Annotated in this window: 24 protein-coding genes; 15 read left to right on the forward strand and 9 right to left on the reverse strand. The window is 70.4% G+C overall.

The features are described 5' to 3' along the window. Positions 1–279 precede the first annotated feature (279 nt). Complete coding sequence (locus J8M50_RS29010; RefSeq protein WP_075692916.1) at positions 280–1,533, forward strand: vWA domain-containing protein; 1,254 nt, start codon at positions 280–282, stop codon at positions 1,531–1,533. 90 nt (positions 1,534–1,623) lie between these two features. Here J8M50_RS29010 and J8M50_RS29015 read toward each other — a convergent pair whose 3' ends face one another. Beyond that, on the reverse strand, positions 1,624–1,995 hold the full coding sequence (locus J8M50_RS29015) for a holo-ACP synthase (protein ID WP_029183573.1): 372 nt from the start codon (positions 1,993–1,995) through the stop codon (positions 1,624–1,626). A gap of 84 nt (positions 1,996–2,079) precedes the next feature. Here J8M50_RS29015 and J8M50_RS29020 point away from each other — a divergent pair, with 84 nt between their 5' ends. Together J8M50_RS29020 and J8M50_RS29025 are read left to right on the forward strand one after the other, a co-directional pair. Continuing rightward, positions 2,080–3,015, forward strand: coding sequence for a hypothetical protein (locus J8M50_RS29020; RefSeq protein WP_010351723.1), 936 nt, complete (start codon positions 2,080–2,082; stop codon positions 3,013–3,015). Then, positions 3,012–4,661, forward strand: a complete 1,650-nt coding sequence (locus J8M50_RS29025) for a M16 family metallopeptidase (protein WP_010351724.1) — start codon at positions 3,012–3,014, stop codon at positions 4,659–4,661. Before J8M50_RS29020 ends, J8M50_RS29025 begins: the two co-directional genes overlap by 4 nt. A gap of 4 nt (positions 4,662–4,665) precedes the next feature. Here J8M50_RS29025 and J8M50_RS29030 read toward each other — a convergent pair whose 3' ends face one another. The 6 genes from J8M50_RS29030 to J8M50_RS29055 form a co-directional block, all read right to left on the reverse strand. Beyond that, positions 4,666–4,806 carry a hypothetical protein gene (locus tag J8M50_RS29030; RefSeq protein WP_162138044.1) on the reverse strand — a complete coding sequence of 47 codons (141 nt, stop codon included), beginning with the start codon at positions 4,804–4,806 and terminating at the stop codon, positions 4,666–4,668. A 148-nt stretch (positions 4,807–4,954) separates the two neighbouring features. Then, entirely contained in the window at positions 4,955–5,458 is a 504-nt protein-coding gene (gene tsaE / locus J8M50_RS29035) for a tRNA (adenosine(37)-N6)-threonylcarbamoyltransferase complex ATPase subunit type 1 TsaE (RefSeq protein WP_010351725.1), read from the reverse strand. After that, positions 5,430–6,653: an alpha/beta fold hydrolase gene (locus J8M50_RS29040; protein ID WP_010351726.1), complete on the reverse strand. Its 1,224-nt coding sequence runs from the start codon at positions 6,651–6,653 to the stop codon at positions 5,430–5,432. Before J8M50_RS29040 ends, tsaE begins: the two co-directional genes overlap by 29 nt. 24 nt (positions 6,654–6,677) lie before the next feature. Next, the gene (alr, locus tag J8M50_RS29045) at positions 6,678–7,826 is read right to left on the reverse strand and encodes an alanine racemase (protein WP_010351727.1); all 1,149 of its coding nucleotides are present in this window, start codon (positions 7,824–7,826) and stop codon (positions 6,678–6,680) included. 13 nt (positions 7,827–7,839) lie between these two features. Next, a complete protein-coding gene (locus J8M50_RS29050) occupies positions 7,840–8,685 on the reverse strand; it encodes a L,D-transpeptidase family protein (RefSeq protein WP_040835697.1) in 846 nt (281 codons plus the stop codon). A 262-nt stretch (positions 8,686–8,947) separates the two neighbouring features. Next, a complete protein-coding gene (locus tag J8M50_RS29055) occupies positions 8,948–9,271 on the reverse strand; it encodes a hypothetical protein (RefSeq protein WP_010351729.1) in 324 nt (107 codons plus the stop codon). 111 nt (positions 9,272–9,382) lie between these two features. Between J8M50_RS29055 and J8M50_RS29060 the strand changes: the two genes are divergently transcribed. From J8M50_RS29060 to J8M50_RS29070, 3 genes are read left to right on the forward strand one after another with little or no spacing between them, the layout of a single operon-like run. Then, the gene (locus J8M50_RS29060; protein WP_370516609.1) at positions 9,383–10,198 is read left to right on the forward strand and encodes a helix-turn-helix domain-containing protein; all 816 of its coding nucleotides are present in this window, start codon (positions 9,383–9,385) and stop codon (positions 10,196–10,198) included. Then, complete coding sequence (locus J8M50_RS29065) at positions 10,195–10,401, forward strand: DUF397 domain-containing protein (RefSeq protein WP_010351731.1); 207 nt, start codon at positions 10,195–10,197, stop codon at positions 10,399–10,401. The genes J8M50_RS29060 and J8M50_RS29065 overlap by 4 nt, the downstream gene beginning before the upstream one ends. A gap of 9 nt (positions 10,402–10,410) precedes the next feature. Then, entirely contained in the window at positions 10,411–10,593 is a 183-nt protein-coding gene (locus J8M50_RS29070) for a DUF397 domain-containing protein (protein ID WP_010351732.1), read from the forward strand. 23 nt (positions 10,594–10,616) lie between these two features. On the opposite strand, the gene J8M50_RS29075 is transcribed toward J8M50_RS29070, so the two are convergent. After that, complete coding sequence (locus J8M50_RS29075; RefSeq protein ID WP_100216689.1) at positions 10,617–11,159, reverse strand: hypothetical protein; 543 nt, start codon at positions 11,157–11,159, stop codon at positions 10,617–10,619. Positions 11,160–11,251: 92 nt separating this feature from the next. Between J8M50_RS29075 and tsaB the strand changes: the two genes are divergently transcribed. Genes tsaB through J8M50_RS29095 form a run of 4 tightly spaced genes read left to right on the forward strand, consistent with a single transcriptional unit; the run spans position 11,252 to position 13,728 of the window. Next, positions 11,252–11,896 (forward strand): tRNA (adenosine(37)-N6)-threonylcarbamoyltransferase complex dimerization subunit type 1 TsaB, encoded by a 645-nt coding sequence (gene tsaB / locus J8M50_RS29080; protein ID WP_010351735.1) that lies wholly within the window; start codon positions 11,252–11,254, stop codon positions 11,894–11,896. Beyond that, the gene (gene rimI, locus J8M50_RS29085) at positions 11,893–12,396 is read left to right on the forward strand and encodes a ribosomal protein S18-alanine N-acetyltransferase (protein WP_010351736.1); all 504 of its coding nucleotides are present in this window, start codon (positions 11,893–11,895) and stop codon (positions 12,394–12,396) included. The genes tsaB and rimI overlap by 4 nt, the downstream gene beginning before the upstream one ends. Beyond that, positions 12,389–13,480 (forward strand): tRNA (adenosine(37)-N6)-threonylcarbamoyltransferase complex transferase subunit TsaD, encoded by a 1,092-nt coding sequence (gene tsaD / locus J8M50_RS29090; protein WP_010351737.1) that lies wholly within the window; start codon positions 12,389–12,391, stop codon positions 13,478–13,480. The genes rimI and tsaD overlap by 8 nt, the downstream gene beginning before the upstream one ends. Next, positions 13,477–13,728, forward strand: coding sequence for a hypothetical protein (locus tag J8M50_RS29095; protein WP_029183575.1), 252 nt, complete (start codon positions 13,477–13,479; stop codon positions 13,726–13,728). The genes tsaD and J8M50_RS29095 overlap by 4 nt, the downstream gene beginning before the upstream one ends. Here J8M50_RS29095 and J8M50_RS29100 read toward each other — a convergent pair. Further along, positions 13,725–16,049, reverse strand: a complete 2,325-nt coding sequence (locus tag J8M50_RS29100) for a beta-xylosidase/alpha-l-arabinosidase (protein ID WP_010351739.1) — start codon at positions 16,047–16,049, stop codon at positions 13,725–13,727. The genes J8M50_RS29095 and J8M50_RS29100 overlap by 4 nt on opposite strands. Before the next feature lie 149 nt (positions 16,050–16,198). Between J8M50_RS29100 and J8M50_RS29105 the strand changes: the two genes are divergently transcribed. The 5 genes from J8M50_RS29105 (at position 16,199) to J8M50_RS29125 (ending at position 22,028) form a co-directional block, all read left to right on the forward strand. Next, entirely contained in the window at positions 16,199–17,254 is a 1,056-nt protein-coding gene (locus tag J8M50_RS29105; protein ID WP_010351740.1) for a LacI family DNA-binding transcriptional regulator, read from the forward strand. Between the two features lie 82 nt (positions 17,255–17,336). Continuing rightward, positions 17,337–18,689: a glycoside hydrolase family 10 protein gene (locus tag J8M50_RS29110; RefSeq protein WP_029183576.1), complete on the forward strand. Its 1,353-nt coding sequence runs from the start codon at positions 17,337–17,339 to the stop codon at positions 18,687–18,689. Positions 18,690–18,784: 95 nt separating this feature from the next. Further along, entirely contained in the window at positions 18,785–19,828 is a 1,044-nt protein-coding gene (locus J8M50_RS29115) for an LCP family protein (protein ID WP_050987155.1), read from the forward strand. A 257-nt stretch (positions 19,829–20,085) separates the two neighbouring features. After that, positions 20,086–20,442, forward strand: coding sequence for a YciI family protein (locus J8M50_RS29120; RefSeq protein ID WP_010351743.1), 357 nt, complete (start codon positions 20,086–20,088; stop codon positions 20,440–20,442). Between the two features lie 326 nt (positions 20,443–20,768). Beyond that, a complete protein-coding gene (locus J8M50_RS29125) occupies positions 20,769–22,028 on the forward strand; it encodes an RNA polymerase sigma factor (RefSeq protein ID WP_010351744.1) in 1,260 nt (419 codons plus the stop codon). Positions 22,029–22,064 lie beyond the last annotated feature (36 nt).

Genomic DNA, 22,064 nt, shown 5'->3' on the forward strand with positions numbered 1-22,064 from the left:
AACTCAACGCCGGGGCAGGCCCGTACGCCGGGTCACTCGGCGGGGGCGACTCCGACGCCGGACCGGGCTCGTACGCCGGACCACCCGGCGGGTGCGACCCCGACGCCGGACCGGGCCCGTACGCCGGACCACCCGGCGGCTGCGACCCCGACGCCGGACCAGGCCCGTACGCCCGACCAGGTGGCGACCCCGGCGCCGGACCAGGCCCGTACCCCGGGCCACCCCACCAGCCCACCCCCGACGCCGGACCCCACCCCCACCCCGGACCAGACAACCACCCTGCCCCCAACCCCAGTTCGCGGACCCACCCCCGTACCGCCCCGCCCCCTCGACACCGACAAGCTCTACACCGCCCGCCTCCAAGCCGCCCGCGCCCGCCCCTACCTCGCCTCCGCCCTCTTCGCGCTGCACGTCGTCCCGACGGACACCGTGCCGACGATGGCCGTGGACGGGTACTGGCGTTGTTACGTGTCGCCGGGGTTCGTGGAGCGGATGCCGGTGGAGGAGTTGGCCGGGGTGTGGGTGCACGAGGTGTCGCATTTGCTGCGGGATCATCATGGGCGCGGTGACCGGTTCGCGAAGGAGCAGGGGCTCGACGGGCCGGGGGAGCGGCTGCGGATGAACATCGCGGCGGACATGGAGATCAACGACGACATCTACGGCGACGGGCTGGAGCGCCCGAGGGGCGCGGTGACCCCCGCCCGGCTGGAGCTGCCGGAGGGGCTCCTCATGGAGGAGTACCTGCGCCGGTTCCAGCTCAAGACGTACGACAGTGACATCGCCTGGCTCGACTGCGGCAGCGGCGCGGACGGCCGTCGACGCGGCTGGGACCTCGGCGCGGACGGCGCCGACGGGCTCACCGCGCAGCAGCGGGACGCCGTACGGTACCGGGTCGCCCAGGCGATCAAGGGCCGCCCCGGGGACGCGCCCGAGGGCTGGAAACGCTGGGCGAAAGACGCCTTCCACCCGCCCCAGCCCTGGCTGCGCCTCCTCGGCGCGGCGTTGCGCTCCGCCGTCTCCGGTGCGGGCGCGGGCCAGGACTACACGTACGGCCGCCCGTCGCGCCGCGCGTCCTCGCTCCCCGGCATCGTCCTGCCCAGCCTCCGCCGCCACCCGCCCCGCGTCGCCGTCGTCATCGACACGTCCGGCTCGGTCAGCGACGCGGAACTCGGCAGCGCGCTCCTCGAAGTCGCCGCGATCACCAGGGCGGTGGGCGGACGCCGGGACCTGGTCACGGTGGTGGCCTGCGACGCGGCGGCCCACGTCGCCCACCCCCTGTGCCGGGCGGAGGACATCCCCTTGATCGGAGGCGGCGGCACGAATCTCTGCGAGGGCTTCGCGGCGGCTCTGCGCACGCGCCCCGACGTGGTGGTGGCCCTGACGGACGGCCAGACCCCGTGGCCGCCCCAACCCCCGTGCCGCACGGTCGTCGGCCTCTTCCCCCGTACGGGGAGGGGGAGTTGGCGCGAGACGGACCCCGAGTACGTCCCGGAGGGGCCGCCGGAGTGGGCGAAGGTGGTGGAGATCGGGTGAGGTGACGGGGTTCGGGGAGACGAGCGGCGGTCCGATTGTCGTACCGCCGAAGCTGACCACGTACACCAAGCCACCCCCGTCCCCCCACCCCTACCCCTCCGCGATCACCACCGCCGAAGCCACCCCCGCGTCATGACTCAGCGACACATGCCACCCCGTCACCCCCAACGCCTCGGCCCGCGCCGCCACACTCCCCCTCACCCGCAGCCGAGGCTGCCCACTCGCCTCGACATACACCTCCGCGTCGGTCCACAACAGCCCCCCCGGCGCCCCCAGTGCCTTCGCCAACGCCTCCTTCGCCGCGAAGCGCGCCGCGAGGGACGCAGGCCCCCGGCGTTCGCCGTTCGGGAGGAGGAGTTCGCTGTCCAGGAAGAGGCGCGCGGCGAGACCCGGCGTGCGTTGCAGGGACGTCGCGAAGCGGTCGATCTCGGCCACGTCGATGCCGACTCCGATGATGCTCATGCCGAGCACTTTAAGGTTCGACCGGGCTGTTACCCTGCGGCGTCTTGAAACAGATGTACGAATCAGGCCAGGGGTGGGGACAGAGTGGGCGGCGCAGAGCCGAGTTTTGACACGTACGACAACACGCCCGAGTTGATCCCCTTGCGGGACGCGGCGTACGCGGGGGACTGGGCCGCCGTGCGGGCGTTCTTCGGGCGGCTGGGCAGCGTGGACGACATGATCACCGCGCTCAACTCCATCGCAGAGACACCCGGCGTCGAGCGCTGGCTGGAGCGCGCCGCAGCCGACTTCCCCGCCGACCCCCTGCCGCGAACCCTCCTCGCCAAGCGCTACGTGATCATCGGCTGGGACATCCGCAGCGCCGCGCTCGCGAAGGACGTGTCCCGGGAACAGTTCGACCAGTTCCACGCCTGGCTGCGCCGGGCGGAGCAACTCCTCATCCAGGTCTGCGCGGAACAGCCTTCGTACGCCCCCGCCTGGTACATCCGCATCACCCTCGCCCGTGGCCTGGAACTCGGCACCACCGAGGCCCGCCGCCGCTACGACCGCCTCCGCGCGCACCACCCGCACGTGTACGGCGCCCAGGCCGCCCTCCTCCAGCAGCTCTGCCCGAAGTGGGGCGGCACCTGGGAGGAGGCGCACGGCTTCGCCGCCGAGGCGACCCGCGAGGCCCCCGACGGCGCCCCGACCGGCGTCCTCGTCGCCGACGCGCACATCGAGCACTGGCTGTCGCTGGAGGGGCAGGGCGGACCGTACCTGCGCGGCCTGAACGTCCTCCACGACCTGCGCAACGCCGCCGCCATCTCCGTACGGCACCCGGCGTACCGCCCCGACCTCTCCAGCCTCTACGCGCACGGCACCTTCGCGCTGGCCTTCTCCCTCGGCGGCCACCACGCCGACGCCGCCCCCCACTTCGCCGCACTCGGCGACCGGGCCGCCGGCCCCTGGTCCTACCTGTCCGACCCGAAAGCCGCGTTCCGCAGGTACCGCAAGTCCGCGCGAGAGGCGGTCGCCCGATGAACAGCACGGTCACGCAGGGCATCCCGACCCTCTACGCCCCCGGCACGTCGTCCTCCGAGATCACCGCCGGCCTCATGTTCCGCGTCGGCCGCGCCGACGAGACCCTCGCCACCGCCGGCCTCACCCACCTCGTCGAACACCTCGCGCTGCACCGCCTCGGCCTGTCCGACCTGCACTACAACGGCGCGACGGCGAACACGTACACCCTCTTCCACGTCACCGGCACCGAGGCCGAGGTCGTCACGTACCTCAACAGCGTCTGCGCGTCCCTGCGCGAACTGCCGCTGGAGCGGCTGGAGACGGAGAAGGAGATCCTGCGTACGGAGGCGGCGGGGCGCGGCGGGTCCTCGCAGCTGCCGCTGTGGCGGTACGGGGCGCAGGGCTACGGCCTCAGCAGCTACACCGAGCTGGGCACCTGGAGCCTCACGCCGGACGCCGTCCGCTACTGGGCGCAGACCAGGTTCACCCGCGACAACGCGGTCCTCTGGCTCACCGGCGACCACGTCCCCGCCGGCCTCGACCTCACCCTCCCGCCGGGCACCCGCATCCCCGCGCCGCCCGCCTCCGACGCGCTGCCCGTCACCCCGGCGTACGTCCACGGCGACGACGGCACGGTCGTCCTGTCCGCAGTGGTCCGCCGCTCCGCCGCCGCCATGGTCTTCGCCGACCTCTTCGGCCGCGCCCTCTTCCACGACCTGCGCCAGGAGGGGGGTTACTCGTACCAGGCGGACGCGGACTACTCCGTACGGGACGCGTCGCACGCCACGATCACCGCGTACGCCGACGCGCTCCCGAAGAAGCAGGACGCGGTGGTCGGCGGCTTCGTCGACACGCTGGCCCGCCTGCGCGCGGGCACGTTCACCCAACAGGAACTGGACTCGTCCCGCGCCCGCGTCGCCAAGCAGTACGACGACCCCGGCGCGGGCCTCCTCCCCGGCAACGCGCTCAGCATCCTGCTGGGGCGCCCGGTGACGACGGTCGAGGAACGCCGCTCGGAACTCCACGCCGTAACCCTCGCGGACGTCCACGAAGTCGCCCAGGAGACCTGGTCCAACGCGCTGATGCAGGTGCCGGGGAGGGGCGTCGACTGGGCGGGCTTCACCTTGGCCCCGCAGTACTCCTCGACAACGGTCACCGGTACGACGCACCCCTCACCGGACGGCGTCACCCTCACGATCGGCCCGGACGGCGTCTCGCTGACCACCCCCCGAGGCCCGGTCACCGTCCACTACGCGACCTGCGCCGCCATGACCACCCGCCCCGACGGCTCCCGCTCCCTCACGGGCCACGACGGCTTCTCGGTAACGGTGGAACCGACCCTCTACAAGGGCGTCACCCCGGACCGCATAGCGGCGATCGACGCGGCGATCCCGTCGCACCTGGTGGTCCACCTCCCGCCCCGCGACCCGGCGAACATCCCGCAACCTCGGCGTGCAACTCCGTCTACACCCGGGAAGTCCACCCCAGGGTGGACGCTGGGCCTGTGGGCGGTCGGTCTGATCGCCGCGTTCTGGGCCCTGCTCGCGGTGATCATCACCACGGACAGCACGTCCACGGCGGACGTGATCGTGACGGTGTGGATCATGTGGGTGCCGATGGCGGCGGGGACGCTGGCGCTGTATCAGGCGAGACGCCTGCGCCGCTGAGCCTCTACGCCGCGTCCCGTACGTCCAAGGGTTCACCGGCGCCGCTCTCCGGCTCCTCCGCCGAAGCCATCGGCACCGGAGTCGGCGCCCGGGGAGGCAACGACACCGCCTCCGCCGCGGCGCCCGCCGCGAGAAGCTCACGCATAGACACAACCGGCACGGACATGGACGCCTCCAGCGGGTCGGGGGCGAGCGTGGAGGGCTACTTAGGTAGACCTAACCACGAACTGGATACCATATGACCACGCCCGATGCCGGGGACGCAATATTTTGCCGACAACGCGTCGGAACGTTCACGCGCGCAGCACACCGTCCAGGTCGACGCCGCTCCACCGGGCCCCCAGCCCGCGCAGCGACACGTGCCGGACCTCGTCCGTCGTGTCCCCGACCGCCCGCCGGATGCCGATCACGAGCCGGTCGTCCGTCAGCTCCTCGACCTTCCCCTCCCCCCACTCCACGACGATCACCGAGTCGGGGAGCGAGACGTCGAGGTCGAGGTCCTCCATCTCGTCGAGCCCGCCGCCGAGGCGGTACGCGTCGACGTGGACGAGCGGCGGACCCTCACCCAGGGACGGGTGCACGCGGGCGATGACGAACGTCGGCGAGGTCACGGCCCCCCGTACGCCGAGCCCCTCGCCGAGTCCCCGCGTGAGCGTCGTCTTCCCGGCCCCCAACTCCCCGTCCAGCATGACGAGATCCCCGGCGCGCAGGATCGAGGCGAGCCGGAGACCGAGGTCGCGCATCTGCTCGGGGGACGTGACGGTCAGCTCAACCAGGTTGTGCGGTGCTGCTTCCATAGCCGCCAACGGTAGCCCCCGCCGGAAACGCCCCGGCCCGCATGAGCAGGTCGGCGATCCGGTCGGTGACCACCTCGGGGTGCTCCAGCATGACCAGGTGCCCGGCGTCGGGGACGAGCACCAACTCCGCGTCCGGCAGCAGATCCGCGATGGCCTCGCTGTGCTCGCTGGGCGTCACCAGATCCCCCACCCCCGCGAGCACCAGCACCGGCATCTCCCGGAACCACACCAGCGCCTCGGTCTTGTCGTGCTCCGTGAACGCCGGATAGAACTCGGCGACGACATCGATGGTCGTCCCCTCGATCATCCGCTCCGCGAACCGCGCGACAGCGGGATCGACGTCCCGCGAGGAGAACGAGTACCGCTTGATGATCCCGGCGAAGATCTCGGCGGTGGCCCGCCGCCCCTTCTCGACGAGCGCGGCCTGCTGCCCGAGCACCTTCAGGACCCCCGGAAGCACCCGCCGCACGGCGTTGACCCCGGCCGCCGGCAGCCCGTAGTTGACCTCCCCGAGCCGCCCGGAGGACGTCCCGACGAAGGCGGTCGCGACGACCCGCTCCCGTACGAATTCGGGGAACTGATCGGCGAGCGCCATGACGGTCATCCCGCCCATGGAGTGCCCCACGAGCACGACCGGCCCCTCCGGCACCGCCGCGTCGATGACGGCCTTCAGATCCCGCCCCAGCTGATCGATGCTGACCGGCGCCCCGTCCTGGAGCTGCGCGACCCCGTGCGCCGACCGCCCATGACTGCGCTGGTCCCAGTGCACGGTCCGTACGACACCCCGCAGCGCCGCCCGCTGGAAGTGCCACGAGTCCTGGGTCAGGCAGTACCCGTGACTGAAGACGACGGTCACGGGAGCCGGCGCCTTACGGCCGAACAGGCGCCGCCGCCGGGGCGCGGGCCCGCCCTCGGGCTCGACGTCGTCCACCTCGTAGTACAGCTCGGTGCCGTCATCGGCGTACGCCTTGCCGGGGGTGCCGCGCAGCGCGCCGTACGGACCGGTCGAATCCAGCGCGAGCTGCGCCTTCCTGCGCATCCCGCGCCCGACGGTCATCCGCTCCAGGGCGACCCCGGCGGCGGCGCCCGCCGCGATCACCCCTATCGCGGCGCCCGCGATACCGGTCGCGCGGCGCCAGTTGCCCGCGGCGTCCCCCGTGGCGGAGACGATCGCCTCCACACCGCTCTCGCTCACGTACCGCTCCTCTCCACCGGATGACTACCCATTGACGTAGACGCGGGGAACACGCGCGGAGATGCGGGTCACGATCTCGTACCCGATGGTCCCCGCGGCCTGCGCCCAGTCCTCGGCAGTAGGTTCCCCACGATCACCCGGCCCGAACAGAACCGCCTCCGCACCGGCCTCGACCTCGTCACCTCCGAGGTCCACGACGAACTGGTCCATCGCGATCCGCCCGGCGGCCGTCCGCCACTTCCCGCCGATCAGCACGGGTCCGGCGCCGGACGCGTGGCGGGGTACGCCGTCGCCGTAGCCCAGCGGGACCAGCGCGAGGGTCGTCTCGCCGGGGGTGACGTAGTGGTGGCCGTAGCTGACGCCGTGTCCGCCGGGTACGTGCTTGACCAGCGCGACCGGCGCCGTGAGCGTCATCGCCGGGCGCAGGCCCAGATCGGCGGGGGCGCCGAGGTCCGGGCTCGGGGAGAGGCCGTACATCGCGATGCCCGGCCGGACGAGGTCGTAGTGCGCCTCGGGGAGGGTGAGGGTGGCGGGGGAGTTCGCGATGTGGCGGACCTCGGGGCGTACGCCGTGCGCTTCCGCGTACGCCGTCATCTCGCGGAAACGGTCCAACTGGGCCTGGACGGAGGGGTGTCCGGGTTCGTCCGCGCAGGCGAGGTGCGACCAGAGGCCGACGATGCGTACGGCGCCGGCGCGCTCGGCGTCCCGTGCGTGGCGGACGAGGTCGGACCAGTCGGAGGGTTGGCTGCCGCCTCGGCCTAGGCCGGTGTCGGCTTTGAGGTGGACGCGGGCTGTGCTGTTTGCGGCTTTTGCGGCTTGGGTGACTTCGGTGAGCGCCCACAGCGCGCTCACCGACACGTCGATGCCGGCCTCGATGGCCTCACGCCAGGGGGCTCCCGGCGTCCACAGCCAGCACATGATCCGTACGTGGTCGGGGAGACCGGCTTTTTTTACGAGGGCCAGCGCCTCTTCCGGCGTAGCCGTACCCACCCACGTCGCGCCCGCCTCCACCGCCGCGCGGGCGCACGGGATCGCGCCGTGGCCGTACCCGTCGGCCTTCACGACCGCCATGAAGGCCGCGCCGGGTGCCTTCACCCGCAGCGCGCGTACGTTCGCTCGCAGCGCCGCCAGGTCGATCACCGCCCTGGGGCGCGCCCGTTCCGTCTCTCTCATCGCCCCCAGTCTCTCAGAGCCGCCTCTTCCCCCAGACGTACACCCGGTCGCCCTTCTTGAGCACGCCCCAGAGCTTGCGGGCGTCGGGGACGGTGAGATTGACGCAGCCCATCGAGCCGACGGTCGTGTGAATGCTGCCGTAAACGGCATGGAATGCCTGGCCGCCACTGAAGAACTGGGAATACGGCATCGGGGTGTTGTACAGCGTGGAGACGTGGTTCTTGTGCCGCCAGTAAATCTTGAACCAGCCGGTGCGGGTCGGGTGTGCCTTTCTGCCGCTCCGCATGGAGACGGGGCCGAAGACGACTTTATTGCCCTTCTGTACCCAGGTGATCTGCCGGGTGAGATCCACACACGCGATGCGGTATTTCCTGACGGGGCATTTCTTCGCCGCGTTCGGTTTCTTCTTGGCGGAGAGGAGTTGCATCCGTTTCCAGGTGACTGGTCCGGCGAATCCAATAGCTGGCTTGATCTTCTGCTTCTTCTGGAACGCCTTGATGGCCTTGCAGTCTTTCGTCGACTGTTTCCCGTCGACTTTCAGCTTCAGCCATCGTTCGATCTGCCGCTGATAGGGGCCGGTTTTCTTGGTGCAGCTGATACGGGCGACGGCTTCGCCGAGGGGGACGTATTCGACGAGGTCGTAGGCGTTGGGGGCGGCGTCTGGGGGTTCGGTGGCGTCTTCTTCAGCGCCGGGTACGTACGTCTTTGGCGCCAGCACCTGATCCGGGGTGTCGACCAGCGCGGTCTGCTTGACGCCGGGCACGAGGTCTTCTTCCGGGACGGGGGCGGCGTTGGCTTGGGCGCTGGGCAACAAGACGACGCCGGCCAGCATCAGGGCGAGGGGGATACGTCTGCTCATCACGTGATCAGACGTAACGCCCCGGGCGCCGAGAGCCGTGTAGGGCACGCGGTGGGGTCACCCGGAACGCGGAGTGGCCTCACACCTCGGCGAACGGATCCCCGAGAACCCCGGCAAGCCGAACGAGGCCGGGGGTGCCGCTGTCATCGACCATCACGTAGAGGGTGTAGGCCCACCCTCGCGAAGTAGACGCCGTATCTGGCGTGGTCCTGCTCCCAGGCGGTGTCGCGGGGGTCCATGCGGTGAGCCTAGGGCGGCGGAGTCACTCGTACCGCTCCCAACTGTGCCCGCCCCGATGCCCTTCCGTCAGCCAGCACGCGTCGCCCTTTTCCGGCCCCCGCGAGACGCAATACGGCAACTGTTCCACTTTCACGTTCTGAGGGTCCGACCACGTGATCCACACCGAGCCGCTCGCTTTTGCCGAGAGGTCCCTCAAAAGGCAGGTGTGCGTGCCGTACTTGTGCTTGTCCAGTTCGCAGCTGACGTAGTCCGGAATCGGCTCCTCGTCCGGCCGGCCGTCCGGGTATTTCAGTGCGGCTTCCTTCAGTTCGTCCGGGACGACGATGGTGGCGGGGCAGAGCATCATGCAACCTCCTTGACTTTCTGGGTCGTTCTGGTCACACGATGGACTATCGGCCCGTACGGTTGAAGGGTTCTGAGGTTTCCAATAGCCCTGGAAAGCAGGTGAATTGAACAGGTGAACGATGAATCGGAGCCTGTGGACGGACTGGAGTGGTTCGGGAGGGAGGTGGCGGCGGCGCTGGAGCACAAGGGGGCGACGCAGAGGGCTTTGGCCGTGGCTACCGGGTACAAGGAGCCGTACGTATCCAAGGTCGTGAACGGGAAAGCGCTGGCGTCACAGCACTTCGCGGACGAGTGCGACTGCTTCTTCAACACGCCGGGGTCGTTCGGGCGGTTGTTGGTGCGGGTGAGCGAGCGGGGGAACCCCGGGTGGTTCGTGCCGTACGTGCAGTTGGAGAAGGAAGCCGCTGAGATCGAGGACTACAGCACCACGTTCGTCATGGGCCTGCTCCAGACGCCGGAGTACGCGGAAGCGGTCTACCGAGCGGGATATCCGCACCAGACCGACAACGAGATCAAGTCGCGCGTGGACCTCCGTATGCACAGGCGGGAGATCCTGGAGCGGGAGGCTCCTCCGTCACTGTGGGTCATCCTCAACGAAGCCGTGCTGCGTACGGTGGTTGGCGATCGCGGCGTCATGGCGGGCCAGTTGGAGCACCTCGCTGTGATGGCGGCGTTTCCGCACGTCACAGTTCAGGTTCTCACCTTCGGAGCAGGGGCCCCGGCGTCCAGTAAGTCGTTTAACCTGCTTACGCAAGATGACGGGGCGAGGGTCTTGTACTCGGAGACCGCTGGCAGGGGTTTCGTCAACGACTCCGCGTCTGACGTGCGGAAGTGGTCGGACATCTACAACCGGCTCCGCGCGGCGGCGGAGTCCGAGGCACGCTCCCTCGCTCTGATCCGTTCGATCATGGAGGAGTACGCCAGATGAGCAACACCCTCGACCCTCGTGCCCTTACGTGGGTCAAGTCCACCTACAGCGACGCAGAGGGTGGCCAGTGCATCGAGTGGTCCCCCTCGTACGCGCACGCCCACGGCGTCGTCCCCGTCCGCGACAGCAAGACCCCGAGCGGCTCGCCCCTCATGCTCACGCTTGAGAGCTTCACCAGCCTCGTCCGCAGCCTCAAGGCATAGGAGCAGTCCATGGTCTGGGTCAGGTCCACCTACTGCGACGGCGACGGCGGCGAATGCGTCGAGTGGTCCCCCTCGTACGCGTACGCGCACGGCATCGTCCCCGTCCGCGACAGCAAGACCCCGACCAGCCCACCCCTCCTGCTCACCCCCACCGCCTTCACCGGCCTCCTCACCCTCGCCCGACTTTCCTGACCCCCAGGAAAGTCGGGACGGCCCTACCGGATCACCACCACCCGGCGTCCCACTGTCGCGAAGTCCCACATCGCGTCCCCGTCCGGGCGGGTCTCCCGGATGCCGCCCGTCTTGACCATCGTGTCGCCGGCGGGCAGGGCACCGTTCACCGCCGCGCTGAAGCCGATCGCCATGCCGTCGGGGGTCGCCGCGAAGCGGACCACGTGTTCGATGTGCGTGCCGTCCGTCGCGGTGACCGCGTTCGCGCGGGAGGAGACGGTGTGCGGGCCGAGCTTGGGGTCGACGCCGCCGGGGTAGACGCGGAACGTGCGCGTGACCTTGCCGGTTTCGTCGACGAGCCAGACCCGGTCGTCGTCGACGGAGTACACGACCCGCTGGCCCGCACCCGAGTTCACCGGCAGCGCGTCGGGGTGCTTCACATCGCGCGGTGCCTTCGACGCGGCCGTCGGGAGGGGCCGGTTCAGGTCGCCCGGCGACTGCGCCGACGCCTGCCACGCCAGCACCCCCACCGTCGTGATCGCCGCTGCCGTGAGCCCGGCCACGAATCCCGCGCTGCTGCTTGTCACCTGCGCCCACCTCTGTACGTAAACGTCCGTTTTCGCGTCGGACGCTAGCAGCAGCGGACGTACACGACCTTCGCGCGCCGTAGGCTGTTCGCGTGCTCTTGCTCGCTCTGGATACCGCCACCCCCGCAGTCACCGTCGCCCTGCACGACGGCGGCGAGACCGTCGCCGCGTCGAGTCAGGTGGACGCGCGCCGGCACGGTGAGCTGTTGTTGCCGACCGTGGACCGTGTGCTGGCCGAGGCGGGGGTGAGACTGGACGCCGTGACGGGGATCGTCGTGGGGACGGGCCCGGGGCCGTACACGGGGCTCAGAGTGGGGCTGATGACGGCGGACACGTTCGGGCTCGCGCTGGGCGTGCCGGTGTACGGCGTATGCACGCTGGACGGCCTGGCGTACGAGGCGGAGGTCGACGGCCCCTTCGTGGTCGCGACGGACGCGCGGCGCAAGGAGGTGTACTGGGCGCGGTACGCGGACCGGCGTACGCGGGTGAGCGGACCGGCGGTGGACCGCCCCGCCGAGGTCGCGCAGGAGGTCCCGGCGTACGGCGCGGGCACGCTGCTGTACCCGGAGCACTTCCAGGTCGTCCCCGGCCCGGAACACGTCTCGGCGGCGGCGCTCGCCGCGCTGGCGGCCGAGCGGCTCGCGGCAGGCATCGAGCTGGACGAACCCCGCCCCCTGTACCTGCGCCGCCCCGACGCCCAGGTCCCCAAGAACTACAAGGTGGTCACACCGAAGTGACCGAGCCCGTGTTGCGTGAGATGCGCTGGTGGGACATCGATCCCGTGCTGGAGCTGGAGCGTGCCCTGTTCCCCGAGGACGCGTGGTCGCGGGGGATGTTCTGGTCGGAGCTGGCCCATGCGCGGGGGCCGGAGGCGAACCGGCGGTACGTGGTGGCTCTGGGAACCGACGACCGGATCATCGGGTACGCCGGACTCGCGGCGGCCGGCGACCTCGCCGACGTACAGACCATCGCCGTGTCCCGAGACCACTGGGGCACCGGCCTCGGCGGCCGACTCCTCACCGAACTCCTCCGCGCCGCAACGGAGTTCGAGTGCCCGGAGGTCATGCTGGAGTGCCGCGTCGACAACCTCCGCGCCCAGAAGCTGTACGAGCGCTACGGCTTCGAGCCGATCGGCTTCCGGCGCGGCTACTACCAGCCGGGGAACGTGGACGCGCTGGTGATGCGCCGCCCCGACCCCGCAGCAACTCCCGTACGAGGAACCGAGAACGATGACTGACGAACCCCTGGTCCTGGGGATCGAGACCTCCTGCGACGAGACCGGTGTCGGGATCGTCCGCGGGACCACCCTGCTCGCGGACGCGGTCGCCTCGTCCGTCGACGAGCACGCCCGCTTCGGCGGCGTCGTCCCCGAAGTCGCCTCGCGCGCACACCTGGAGGCGATGGTCCCGACGATCCAACGGGCCCTGAAGGACGCCGGGGTGAGCGCGAAGGACCTGGACGGCATCGCCGTCACGGCGGGTCCGGGCCTCGCGGGCGCCCTGCTGGTCGGCGTCTCGGCGGCGAAGGCGTACGCGTACGCGCTGGGCAAGCCGCTGTACGGCGTCAACCACCTGGCCTCGCACATCTGCGTCGACCAGCTGGAGCACGGCCCGCTCCCCGAGCCGACGATGGCGCTCCTGGTCTCCGGCGGGCACTCCTCGCTGCTGCTCTCCAGCGACATCACGTCGGACGTCCGGCCGCTGGGCGCGACGATCGACGACGCGGCGGGCGAGGCGTTCGACAAGATCGCGCGCGTGCTGAACCTGGGCTTCCCGGGGGGTCCGGTCATCGACCGGTACGCACGCGAGGGCGACCCCAACTCCATCGCTTTCCCCCGGGGGTTGACCGGTTCGCGCGACCCCGCGTACGACTTCTCCTTCTCCGGTCTCAAGACGTCCGTGGCCCGCTGGATCGAGGCGAAGCGGGCGGCGGGGGAGGAGGTGCCGGTACGCGATGTGGCGGCGTCCTTCCAGGAGGCGGTGGTGGACGTGCTGACGCGCAAGGCGGTACGGGCGTGCCGGGACGAGGGCGTCGACCACCTGATGATCGGCGGCGGTGTCGCGGCCAACACCCGGCTGCGGGCGCTGGCTCAGGAGCGGTGCGAGGCCGCCGGGATTCAACTCCGGGTGCCCCGGCCGAAGTTGTGCACGGACAACGGGGCGATGGTCGCGGCGCTGGGCGCGGAGATGGTGGCGCGGAACCGGGCCGCCTCGGACTGGGACCTGTCGGCGGACTCGTCGCTGCCGGTCACCGATCCCCACGTCCCAGGCCACTCTCACGACCACGTTCACGAGATCAGCAAGGGCAACCTGTACGGATGACAGTCGCGTTGATGTGGGAGGCCAGGGCGGCGGCAGGCCGTGGCGAAGAACTCCTCGCCTGGGCCCGCCGCCAGCCCCTCCCCTCGTCTCCCCTCCGTCGGGAGACGTTCCGCGCCCCCCAGGACCGGGTGCTGGTCATCACCTGGTGGGACGCGGAGTACGACGCACCGCTGCCCGAACTCCCGGAGCCGGAGGGGGAGTTGGTCACCCGCGCGGTGCATCGGTGGCGGTTCGAGACGGTCGACTAGTCGACGGCGACCGGGCAGGTGAGCCGCCGGTCCACCCCCAACTCCCGTACCTCCCCGGCGAGTTCGAGCTGAACGGCATGGCGCGTGTCCGCGCTGGACGCCCCCAACCGCAGCTCCAGCGCCCCGGGTTCGACGATCCGCCGCCCGCTGCGGTCCGTGAACGCCGACAGATCCGCGTGGAACGTGAACGTCACCCGACGGGACTCACCCGGCGCCAACTCCACCCGCCGGTACCCGATCAGGCGTACGTCGGGCCGCGTCACCGCAGCCACCGGGTCGTGCAGATAGAGCTGGACGACCTCGGTACCGGCCACGTCCCCGGCGTTGCGGACGGTCACGCCGACGTCGTACGAACCGTCGGTCGAGATCGCCGCCCCCTCCCCGAAGCCCTCCCACACGAACTCCGTGTACGACCGCCCATGTCCGAACGGGTACAGGGGAGTCGGGTCGAGGTTGCTCACCTCGCCCTTGAGCCCCAGCGGCGGCTGGAGGTACGTCCACGGCTGCCCCCCGGTCACGCGCGGCACGCTCACCGGCAGCCGCCCGGACGGATTGACGCGCCCCGACAGCACCCCCGCGACCGCAGGCCCGCCCTCCTCCCCGGGGAAGAACGCCTCGACGACCGCCCCGAGCCGCCCGTGCCACCGCCCCAGCGCGTACGGCCGCCCGGCGAGCATCACCAGCACCACCGGAACCCCGGTGGCGACGAGCGCGTCCAGCAACTCCGCCTGGACACCCGGCAGTCGGAGATCCTCCGCGTCACACCCCTCCCCGGAGGTCCCCCGCCCGAACAGCCCGGCCCGGTCGCCGAGGACGGCGACACAGACGTCCGCCTCGGACGCGCGCGCCACGGCCTCGTCGAAGCCGCCGGTGTCGGGCTCGTCGACCCCGCACCCTTCGGCGAACGTGACCTTGGCGTCGGGCAGTTCACCGCGCAGCGCCTCCAACACCGTAGGAATCTCGATGCCGTTGACGACCCCGGGGTGGTGGGGCAGGACGTGGGACGGGAAGGAGTAGCACCCGAGCATCGCGAGCGCGTCGGCGGCGCGCGGACCGACGACCGCGATCCGCGTGTCCGGCGCGAGCGGCAGGATGCCGTCCGGGTTGTCGAGCAACACGACGGATTCCTCGGCGAGTTGGCGCGCGACCGCCCGGTTCTGCGCCGAGTCCAGCTCGACCGGGTCCGCGTGGACCGGCGCCCAGTCCTCGTCCAGGAGCCCCAGCTCGCACTTCTGGAGGAGGACCCGCCGGACAGCGTTGTCCACCAACTCCTCCGGCACAGAGCCTTCCTGAACGGCCGTCAGGAGCGGCTTGCCGTAGCAATTCAGCGTCGGCAGCTCGACGTCGATGCCGGCGGCGAGCGCCGCGTGGGCCGCCTGCGCGGGCGTACCGGCGACGCGGTGCAGGCTCTCCAGGAAGCCGACCGCGAAGTAGTCGGAGACGACCGTGCCGGTGAACCCCCAGGTCTCGCGCAGGAGTTGGGTGAGAAGTTCGGGGTCGGCGGAGGCGGGGACGCCGTCGCGCTCGGTGTAGGACGGCATGACCGAGCGGGCGCCGCCCTCGCGGATCGCCATCTCGAAGGGCGGCAGCGTGACGTCCGCGAACTCGCGGGTGCCCGCGCGCACAGGAGCCAGGTTGCGGGCGCCCGCGGAGGACGCGTACCCGGCGAAGTGCTTCAGCGTGGCGACCACGCCGGCCGACTCCAGGCCCCGTACATAGGCCGTGCCGACCGTGCCGACGAGGTACGGGTCCTCGCCGATCGTCTCCTCGACGCGGCCCCAGCGGGCGTCGCGCACGACGTCCAGGACGGGGGCGAGGCCCTGGTGGACGCCGACCGAGCGCAGGTCGTGGCCGATGCGCGCGGCCATCCTCTCGACCAGGTCCGGGTCGAAGGAGGCGCCCCAGGAGAGGGGGACCGGGTAGGCGGTGGCCTGCCAGGCGGTGAAGCCGGCGAGGCACTCCTCGTGGGCGAGCGCGGGGATGCCGAAGCGGTTCGCGGCGACCAGACGGCGCTGCGCCTCGGCGAGGGCGCGGGCACCGGCCGTCGGGTCGACGGGGGCGGTGCCGAAGGGGCGGGTCAGCTGGCCGAGGCCGTGCGAGACCAGCTCGTCCCAGTCGTAATCGGCGGTCATGTCGGACTGATGGGGTGCGACTCCGCCGTCCTCGGTGTCGGCGCCCACCCAGACGCCGTACAGCTGGGCGGTCTTCTCCTGGAGGGTCATCCGGGAGATGAGGTCGTCGACCCGTGCGGCGGCGGGCAGGGAGGGGTCGCGCCAGGGCGCGCGCTCGGGGGCCGAGCCGGTCTCGGAGGCGGTGGTCATGAAGCTCCTGTCAGAGGTCGGTGAGCCACCAGTCGGACGATCTCGCGCAGCCATTGCGCGAATGTTTCGAGATTAATTCCGAATGTTCCGGGAACCTATGGCGCCGCACGGGGTTCGTCAAGAGGGTGCGCGGGGATACGATCGCCGCCATGACACCCTCGGACCCCGCTGAAACGCGGCCACAGACCGCGACCCTCGCGGAGATCGCCCGCGAGGCCGGCGTCTCCGCGCCGACTGTTTCGAAGGTCCTCAACGGCAGAGCCGACGTCGCACCCGGCACCCGGACCCGCGTCGAGGACCTGCTGCGCGCCCACGGCTACCGGCGCCGGCGGGCCGAGGCGACCCGCTCCCCCCTCATCGACCTGGTCTTCCACGAGCTGGAGAGCGCCTGGGCGCTGGAGGTCATCCGGGGCGTGGAGAACGTCGCGCGCGACGCCGGCCTCAGCGTCGTACTGAGCGAGAGTGCGGGCCGGCTCACCCCCGGCCGGACCTGGGCCGACCAGGTCGCCGCCCGCCGTCCGCACGGCGTGATCCTCGTCCTGTCCGGCCTCGACGAGTCCCAGCGCGCGCTCCTGACCAGCCGTTCCGTACCGTTCGTCGTCATGGACCCGGCGGGCGACCCCGGCGCGGACGTCCCCTCGATCGGCGCCACCAACTGGCAGGGCGGCCTCGCCGCCACCCGCCACCTGGTCGAACTCGGCCACCGCCGGATCGGCGCGATCACCGGGCCGCCGCAGATGATGTGCAGCCGCGCGCGCATCGACGGCTACCGCGCCGCGCTGGAGACCGCCGGGCTGCCGGTCGAGCCCGACCTCATCCGTACGGGGGACTTCCACCACGACACCGGCTACCGCGTGGGCCGCGAACTCCTCGCCCGGCCCGACCGCCCCACCGCCGTCTTCGCCGGCAACGACCTCCAGGCCCTCGGCCTGTACGAGGCCGCGCGCGAGCTGGGGCTGCGCATCCCCGAGGACCTCAGCGTCGTCGGCTTCGACGATCTGCCGGTCGCGCGGTGGGTGGGGCCGCCGCTGACGACCGTACGGCAGCCGCTCACCGAGATGGCCGAGGCGGCGGCGCGGCTCGTGCTGGAGCTGGGGCGGTCGGACAACGGGAGCGCGGAGGGGCCTGCGGCTACGCGGGTGGAGCTGGCGACGAGCTTGGTGGTGCGGTCGAGTACGGGGGTGCCGCCGCTGGCCGGAAGCTGATGTATTGACGGGTCCGACGGGTGCCCCCACACTCCTCCGAAGTCAATCGGTTGCACAACCGAAACTTTCGGAGGCACCCGCAATGAGATCCTCCTCTCGATCACGCCTGCCCGCTCTGCTCTCCGGTGCGGTGACCGTCGCCGCCCTGCTCACCGCTACGGCCGCACCCGCCCAGGCCGCCGACACCCCCCTGCGCGACCTCGGTGCGGCGAAGGGGAAAGTCATCGGTACGGCCGTGACCGGCTCCAAACTCACCGGTGTCTACGGCGACTTGGCCGGCGCCCAGTTCTCCTCGCTGACCCCCGGCAACGCCATGAAGTGGGGGTCCGTCGAACCCAACCAAGGCACCTTCAACTGGGCCGAGGCCGACCAGATCGTCGACTTCGCCGAGGCACACGGGCAGAAGGTGCGCGGCCACACCCTCGTCTGGCACAACCAGAACCCGAACTGGCTCACCAACGGGAGCTGGACGCCTGCCCAGTTGAGCACGCTGCTCCAGAACCACATCAACACCGAGGTGGGGCGGTACAAGGGGCGGATCGCCGCGTGGGACGTCGTCAACGAGGCGTTCAACGAGGACGGTACGTACCGGCCGACCCTCTGGTACAACGGGCTCGGCGTCGACTACATCGCCAATGCGCTGACCTGGGCGCATGCCGCCGACCCTGACGCCAAGCTCTACATCAACGACTACAACGTCGAGGGCGTCAACGCGAAGTCCAACGCCCTGTACAACCTGGTCAGTTCGCTGAAACAGAGGGGCGTGCCGATCGATGGGGTCGGGCTTCAGGCGCACTTGATCCTCGGGCAGGTTCCGTCGACGTTCCAGCAGAACATCCAGCGGTTCGCGGATCTGGGGGTCGATGTCGCGATCACCGAGCTGGACATCCGGATGAACTTGCCGTCCGACGCGGGCAAGTTGGCTCAGCAGAAGGCCGACTACAAGGCGGTGACCGCTGCTTGTGTGGCTGTTGCGCGGTGCGTGAACCTCACGGTGTGGGGGTTCACCGACTCCGATTCGTGGGTGGAGTCGACGTTCCCTGGGCAGGGGGCGGCTACGCCGTACGACGCCAACTATCAGCCCAAGCCTGCGTATTACGGGATCTCCGAGGCGCTCGGGGGGACCTCCACTCCGCCGACGGGGGCCTGCAAGGCGACGTACAGCGTGACCAGTCAGTGGAACACCGGGTTCACGGGGAACGTGGTGATCTCCTGCTCGGGGGCGGCTCTGTCGTCGTGGCGGGCGACGTGGAACTTCGGCGCCGGGCAGACGGTGACACAGGCGTGGAACGCGGTGTGTACGCAGTCGGGGGCGGGCGTGTCGTGTGCCAACGCGTCGTACAACGGGACTGTGCCGGACGGGGGTTCGGTGTCGTTCGGGTTCAACGGGGCGTGGAGTGGGAGCAATCCGGTGCCGACGGTGACCGTGTCCTGACGCTGGGTGTGGCTGGGGCGTGAGATTTTCCGAAGAAACAGTCTCAGCGCCCCTTTCCTTACAGCGCGTTGACATTCCGGACTTATGTTCGTTGTGTGACGCGAAACGAGGAGCAGGGCGACGAAGGCAGACAGGTGAGCCGGCGATCCAGGGTTCTGAAGATCGTCGGCCTCACCCTGGCGGGCGTGTTGGTGCTCGGTGTGGCGGCCGGGGGGTGGGCCTACTGGCATCTCGACTCCAACATCAAGAGCGTCGACATCGACCAGGCGCTCGGCGAGGACCGGCCTGCGCGGGCGATGGTCACGCCGTCGCCGTCCGCGTCGCCTCTGCCCACCGGGTCCCTCAACATCCTTGTCCTCGGGTCCGATTCGCGAACGGGCAAGGAGAACAAGGAGCTTGGCGGGGGGCCCGAGGGGGGTGCCCGCTCCGATACGGCGATGGTCGTTCACCTCGACGCGGGGCGTACGGCGGCGACTGTCGTCAGCATTCCCCGCGACACCCTTGTCACCCGGCCGTCCTGTCCTCGTGACTCGGGTGGGTCGACCAAGGTTGCCCACAGCGTCATGTTCAACACTGCGTACGAGGTCGGTGGGCCTGTCTGTGCGGTCAAGACCGTGGAGCAGATGACCGGCGTTCGCATGGACCACTACATCGAGGTCGACTTCGCCGGGTTCGCGAAACTTGTCGACTCGCTCGGGGGTGTCACTGTCACGACCACCGAGGACATCCACGACTCCGACAGTCACCTTCAACTCGACGCTGGTACACATCACTTGGACGGGAAGACGGCGCTCGCGTTCGCCCGAACCCGCCATGGCATCGGCGACGGCAGCGACTTGGGCCGAATAGGTCTCCAACAGACGCTGGTGAAGGCCCTGTTGACCCAGATCTCCCACCTGAACCTGCTGAGCAGCCCGACGAAGCTGTACGGAGTCGCCGACGCGGTGACCGGGAGTCTGACCACTGACACGGGGTTGAGTTCTCTGTCCGACCTGATGGAACTGGGGCAGAGCGTCAGGGGGTTGGCGGTGCAGAACCTGACGACCGTGATGATGCCGGTGGTGCTGGCACCGTCGGATCCGAACAGGGTGGTGGCGAAGGAGCCGGCGGCGAGTGAGTTGTGGGGGTCGTTGAGGTAGGGGGTGCTGTGGGGGGTGGGTGCGGGTTCAGGCTTTTGCATTTCCGCCTGCGGCGGGGGGTGTGGTGGTGCGGGTGGGTGGGGTGCGTGGGCGGCGTTCGTGTTCGGGGAGGTCTGCGGCGTCGGTGCTTGCGGCGGTGGCGGGGCCCTGAAAAATTTCCTCGGGATTTTCCGGTGAGCCTGTCGATGTGGGCGAGTCCTGTTCGACGTACCTATGAAAGGCGGGGAACGACCCCGCCCCGTACCCGAGGAGTCACCATGCCCCGCTACCTGTCCCTCGTGAAGATCGACGAAGCGACCGCCCCCGCGGAGGGCCCCAGCCCCGACCTGATGCAACGCATGGGCGACCTCATCGAGGAGATCACCAAGGCAGGCGTCATGCTCGACACCGCAGGCCTCCTCCCGAGCGCCCAGGGCACCCGCGTCCACTGGCAGTCCGGCAAGATCTCCATCACGGACGGCCCCTTCACCGAGGCGAAGGAGGTCGTGGGCGGCTACGCGATCATGCAGTGCAAGGACAAGGCGGAGGCGTTGCACTGGGCGGAGCGGTTCCTGCGGGTCCACGAGGAGTACTGGACGGTGACGTGCGAGGTGCGGGAGATCGCGGAAGGCTGAGGGGGTGGGGGGCTGGGGGCGAAGCTGAGAGGCGGGGGCGAGGGCGGAGGGCAGGGAGTGCCGAAGGCACAACCCGGCCCCGCCTCGGCCTTCGGCCCCGCCTCGGCCTTCGGCCCCGCCTCGGCCTTCGGCCCCGCCTCGGCCTTCGGCGGCGTACGAACGGATCGCCGAAGCCCCGAGCATCACCTCGTCTTTCAGGGGCGCGGGGCTGTATCGATATGCGGCTACCGCCGCGCGGGCGCGAACAACCACGACGGCGCCGCACCTGCCCACTCGCAGCCCCACCCACCCCCCAATGTCAGTCCCACGGTGTTTCATGGTGAACCGTGGACCCGCACCGCACCGACGCCCCCCGCACCACCCTGGAAACCGTCTTCCGCCTCGAATCCCCCCGGATCATCGCAACAGTCACCCGCCTCGTCAGAGACATCGGCATCGCCGAGGAACTCGCCCAGGACGCCCTCGTCGCCGCACTGGAGCAGTGGCCGAGGGACGGCGTCCCGGACAACCCCGGCGCCTGGCTGACCGCGACCGCGAGACGCCGCGCCGTGGACCTGATCCGGCGCCGGGAGACGTACGCCCGAAAGCTCGCGGAGATCGGCCGGGACCTGGAAGAAACGGCCCCACCGGCGTCGTACGAGGACGAGGACGCCGACGACTTCGACGACGACGTCCTGAGGCTCGTCTTCATGGCCTGCCACCCCGTACTGTCGCCGGAGTCCCGCACCACCCTGACATTGAGACTCCTCGGCGGCCTCACAACCGCCGAGATCGCGAGAGCGTACCTCGCCCCGGAACCGACGATCGCGCAACGCATCGTCCGGGCAAAACGCACCCTGGCCACCCGCAACGTCGCCTTCGAGGTCCCCCACGGCCCCGACAGAGCCGCCCGCCTGGACTCCGTACTGGACGTCATCTACCTGATCTTCAACGAGGGTTACGCCGCGACGGCGGGAGACGACTGGCTGCGCCCCTCCCTCTGCGAGGACGCCCTCCGCCTGTCCAGACAACTCACCGCCCTGATGCCGAAGGAACCCGAAGTCCACGCCCTGGCCTCGCTGTTGGAGTTCCAGGCGTCCCGCACCCCGGCCCGCACAGCCCCCGACGGCACCCCCGTCCTCCTCCGCGACCAGGACCGCCACCGCTGGAACCGCCTCCTGATCACCCGCGGCATCGAGGCCCTGACCCGAGCCCGCACCACGACGACCGGCACCCCGGGCCGCTACACCCTCCAGGCGACGATCGCCGCATGCCACGCCCACGCGACGACGTACGAGGAGACGGACTGGCCGACGATCACCCGCCTGTACGACGCCTTGGCGGCCCGATTCCCGTCCCCGGTGGTGGAGTTGAACCGAGCAGTGGCCCTCTCGATGACGGAGGGCCCCGCAGCAGCCCTCACCCTCCTCGACACCCTCGCCACCGAACCCGCCCTGAAGGACTACCACTTGCTCCCCAGCGTCCGAGGAGACCTCCTGGACCGCCTGGGCCGCAAGGCGGAAGCCCGCACAGAATTCGAACGCGCGGCAACCCTGACGGCCAACGCGAGAGAACAGGCCCTGCTGAGAAACCGCGCCGCGAACTGACGTACCCCGAAGGGGGTTTCACCGACGCCCCCCGCT

Origin of the sequence: Streptomyces acidiscabies (genome assembly GCF_020010905.1) — a bacterium.
Classification (GTDB): domain Bacteria; phylum Actinomycetota; class Actinomycetes; order Streptomycetales; family Streptomycetaceae; genus Streptomyces; species Streptomyces acidiscabies.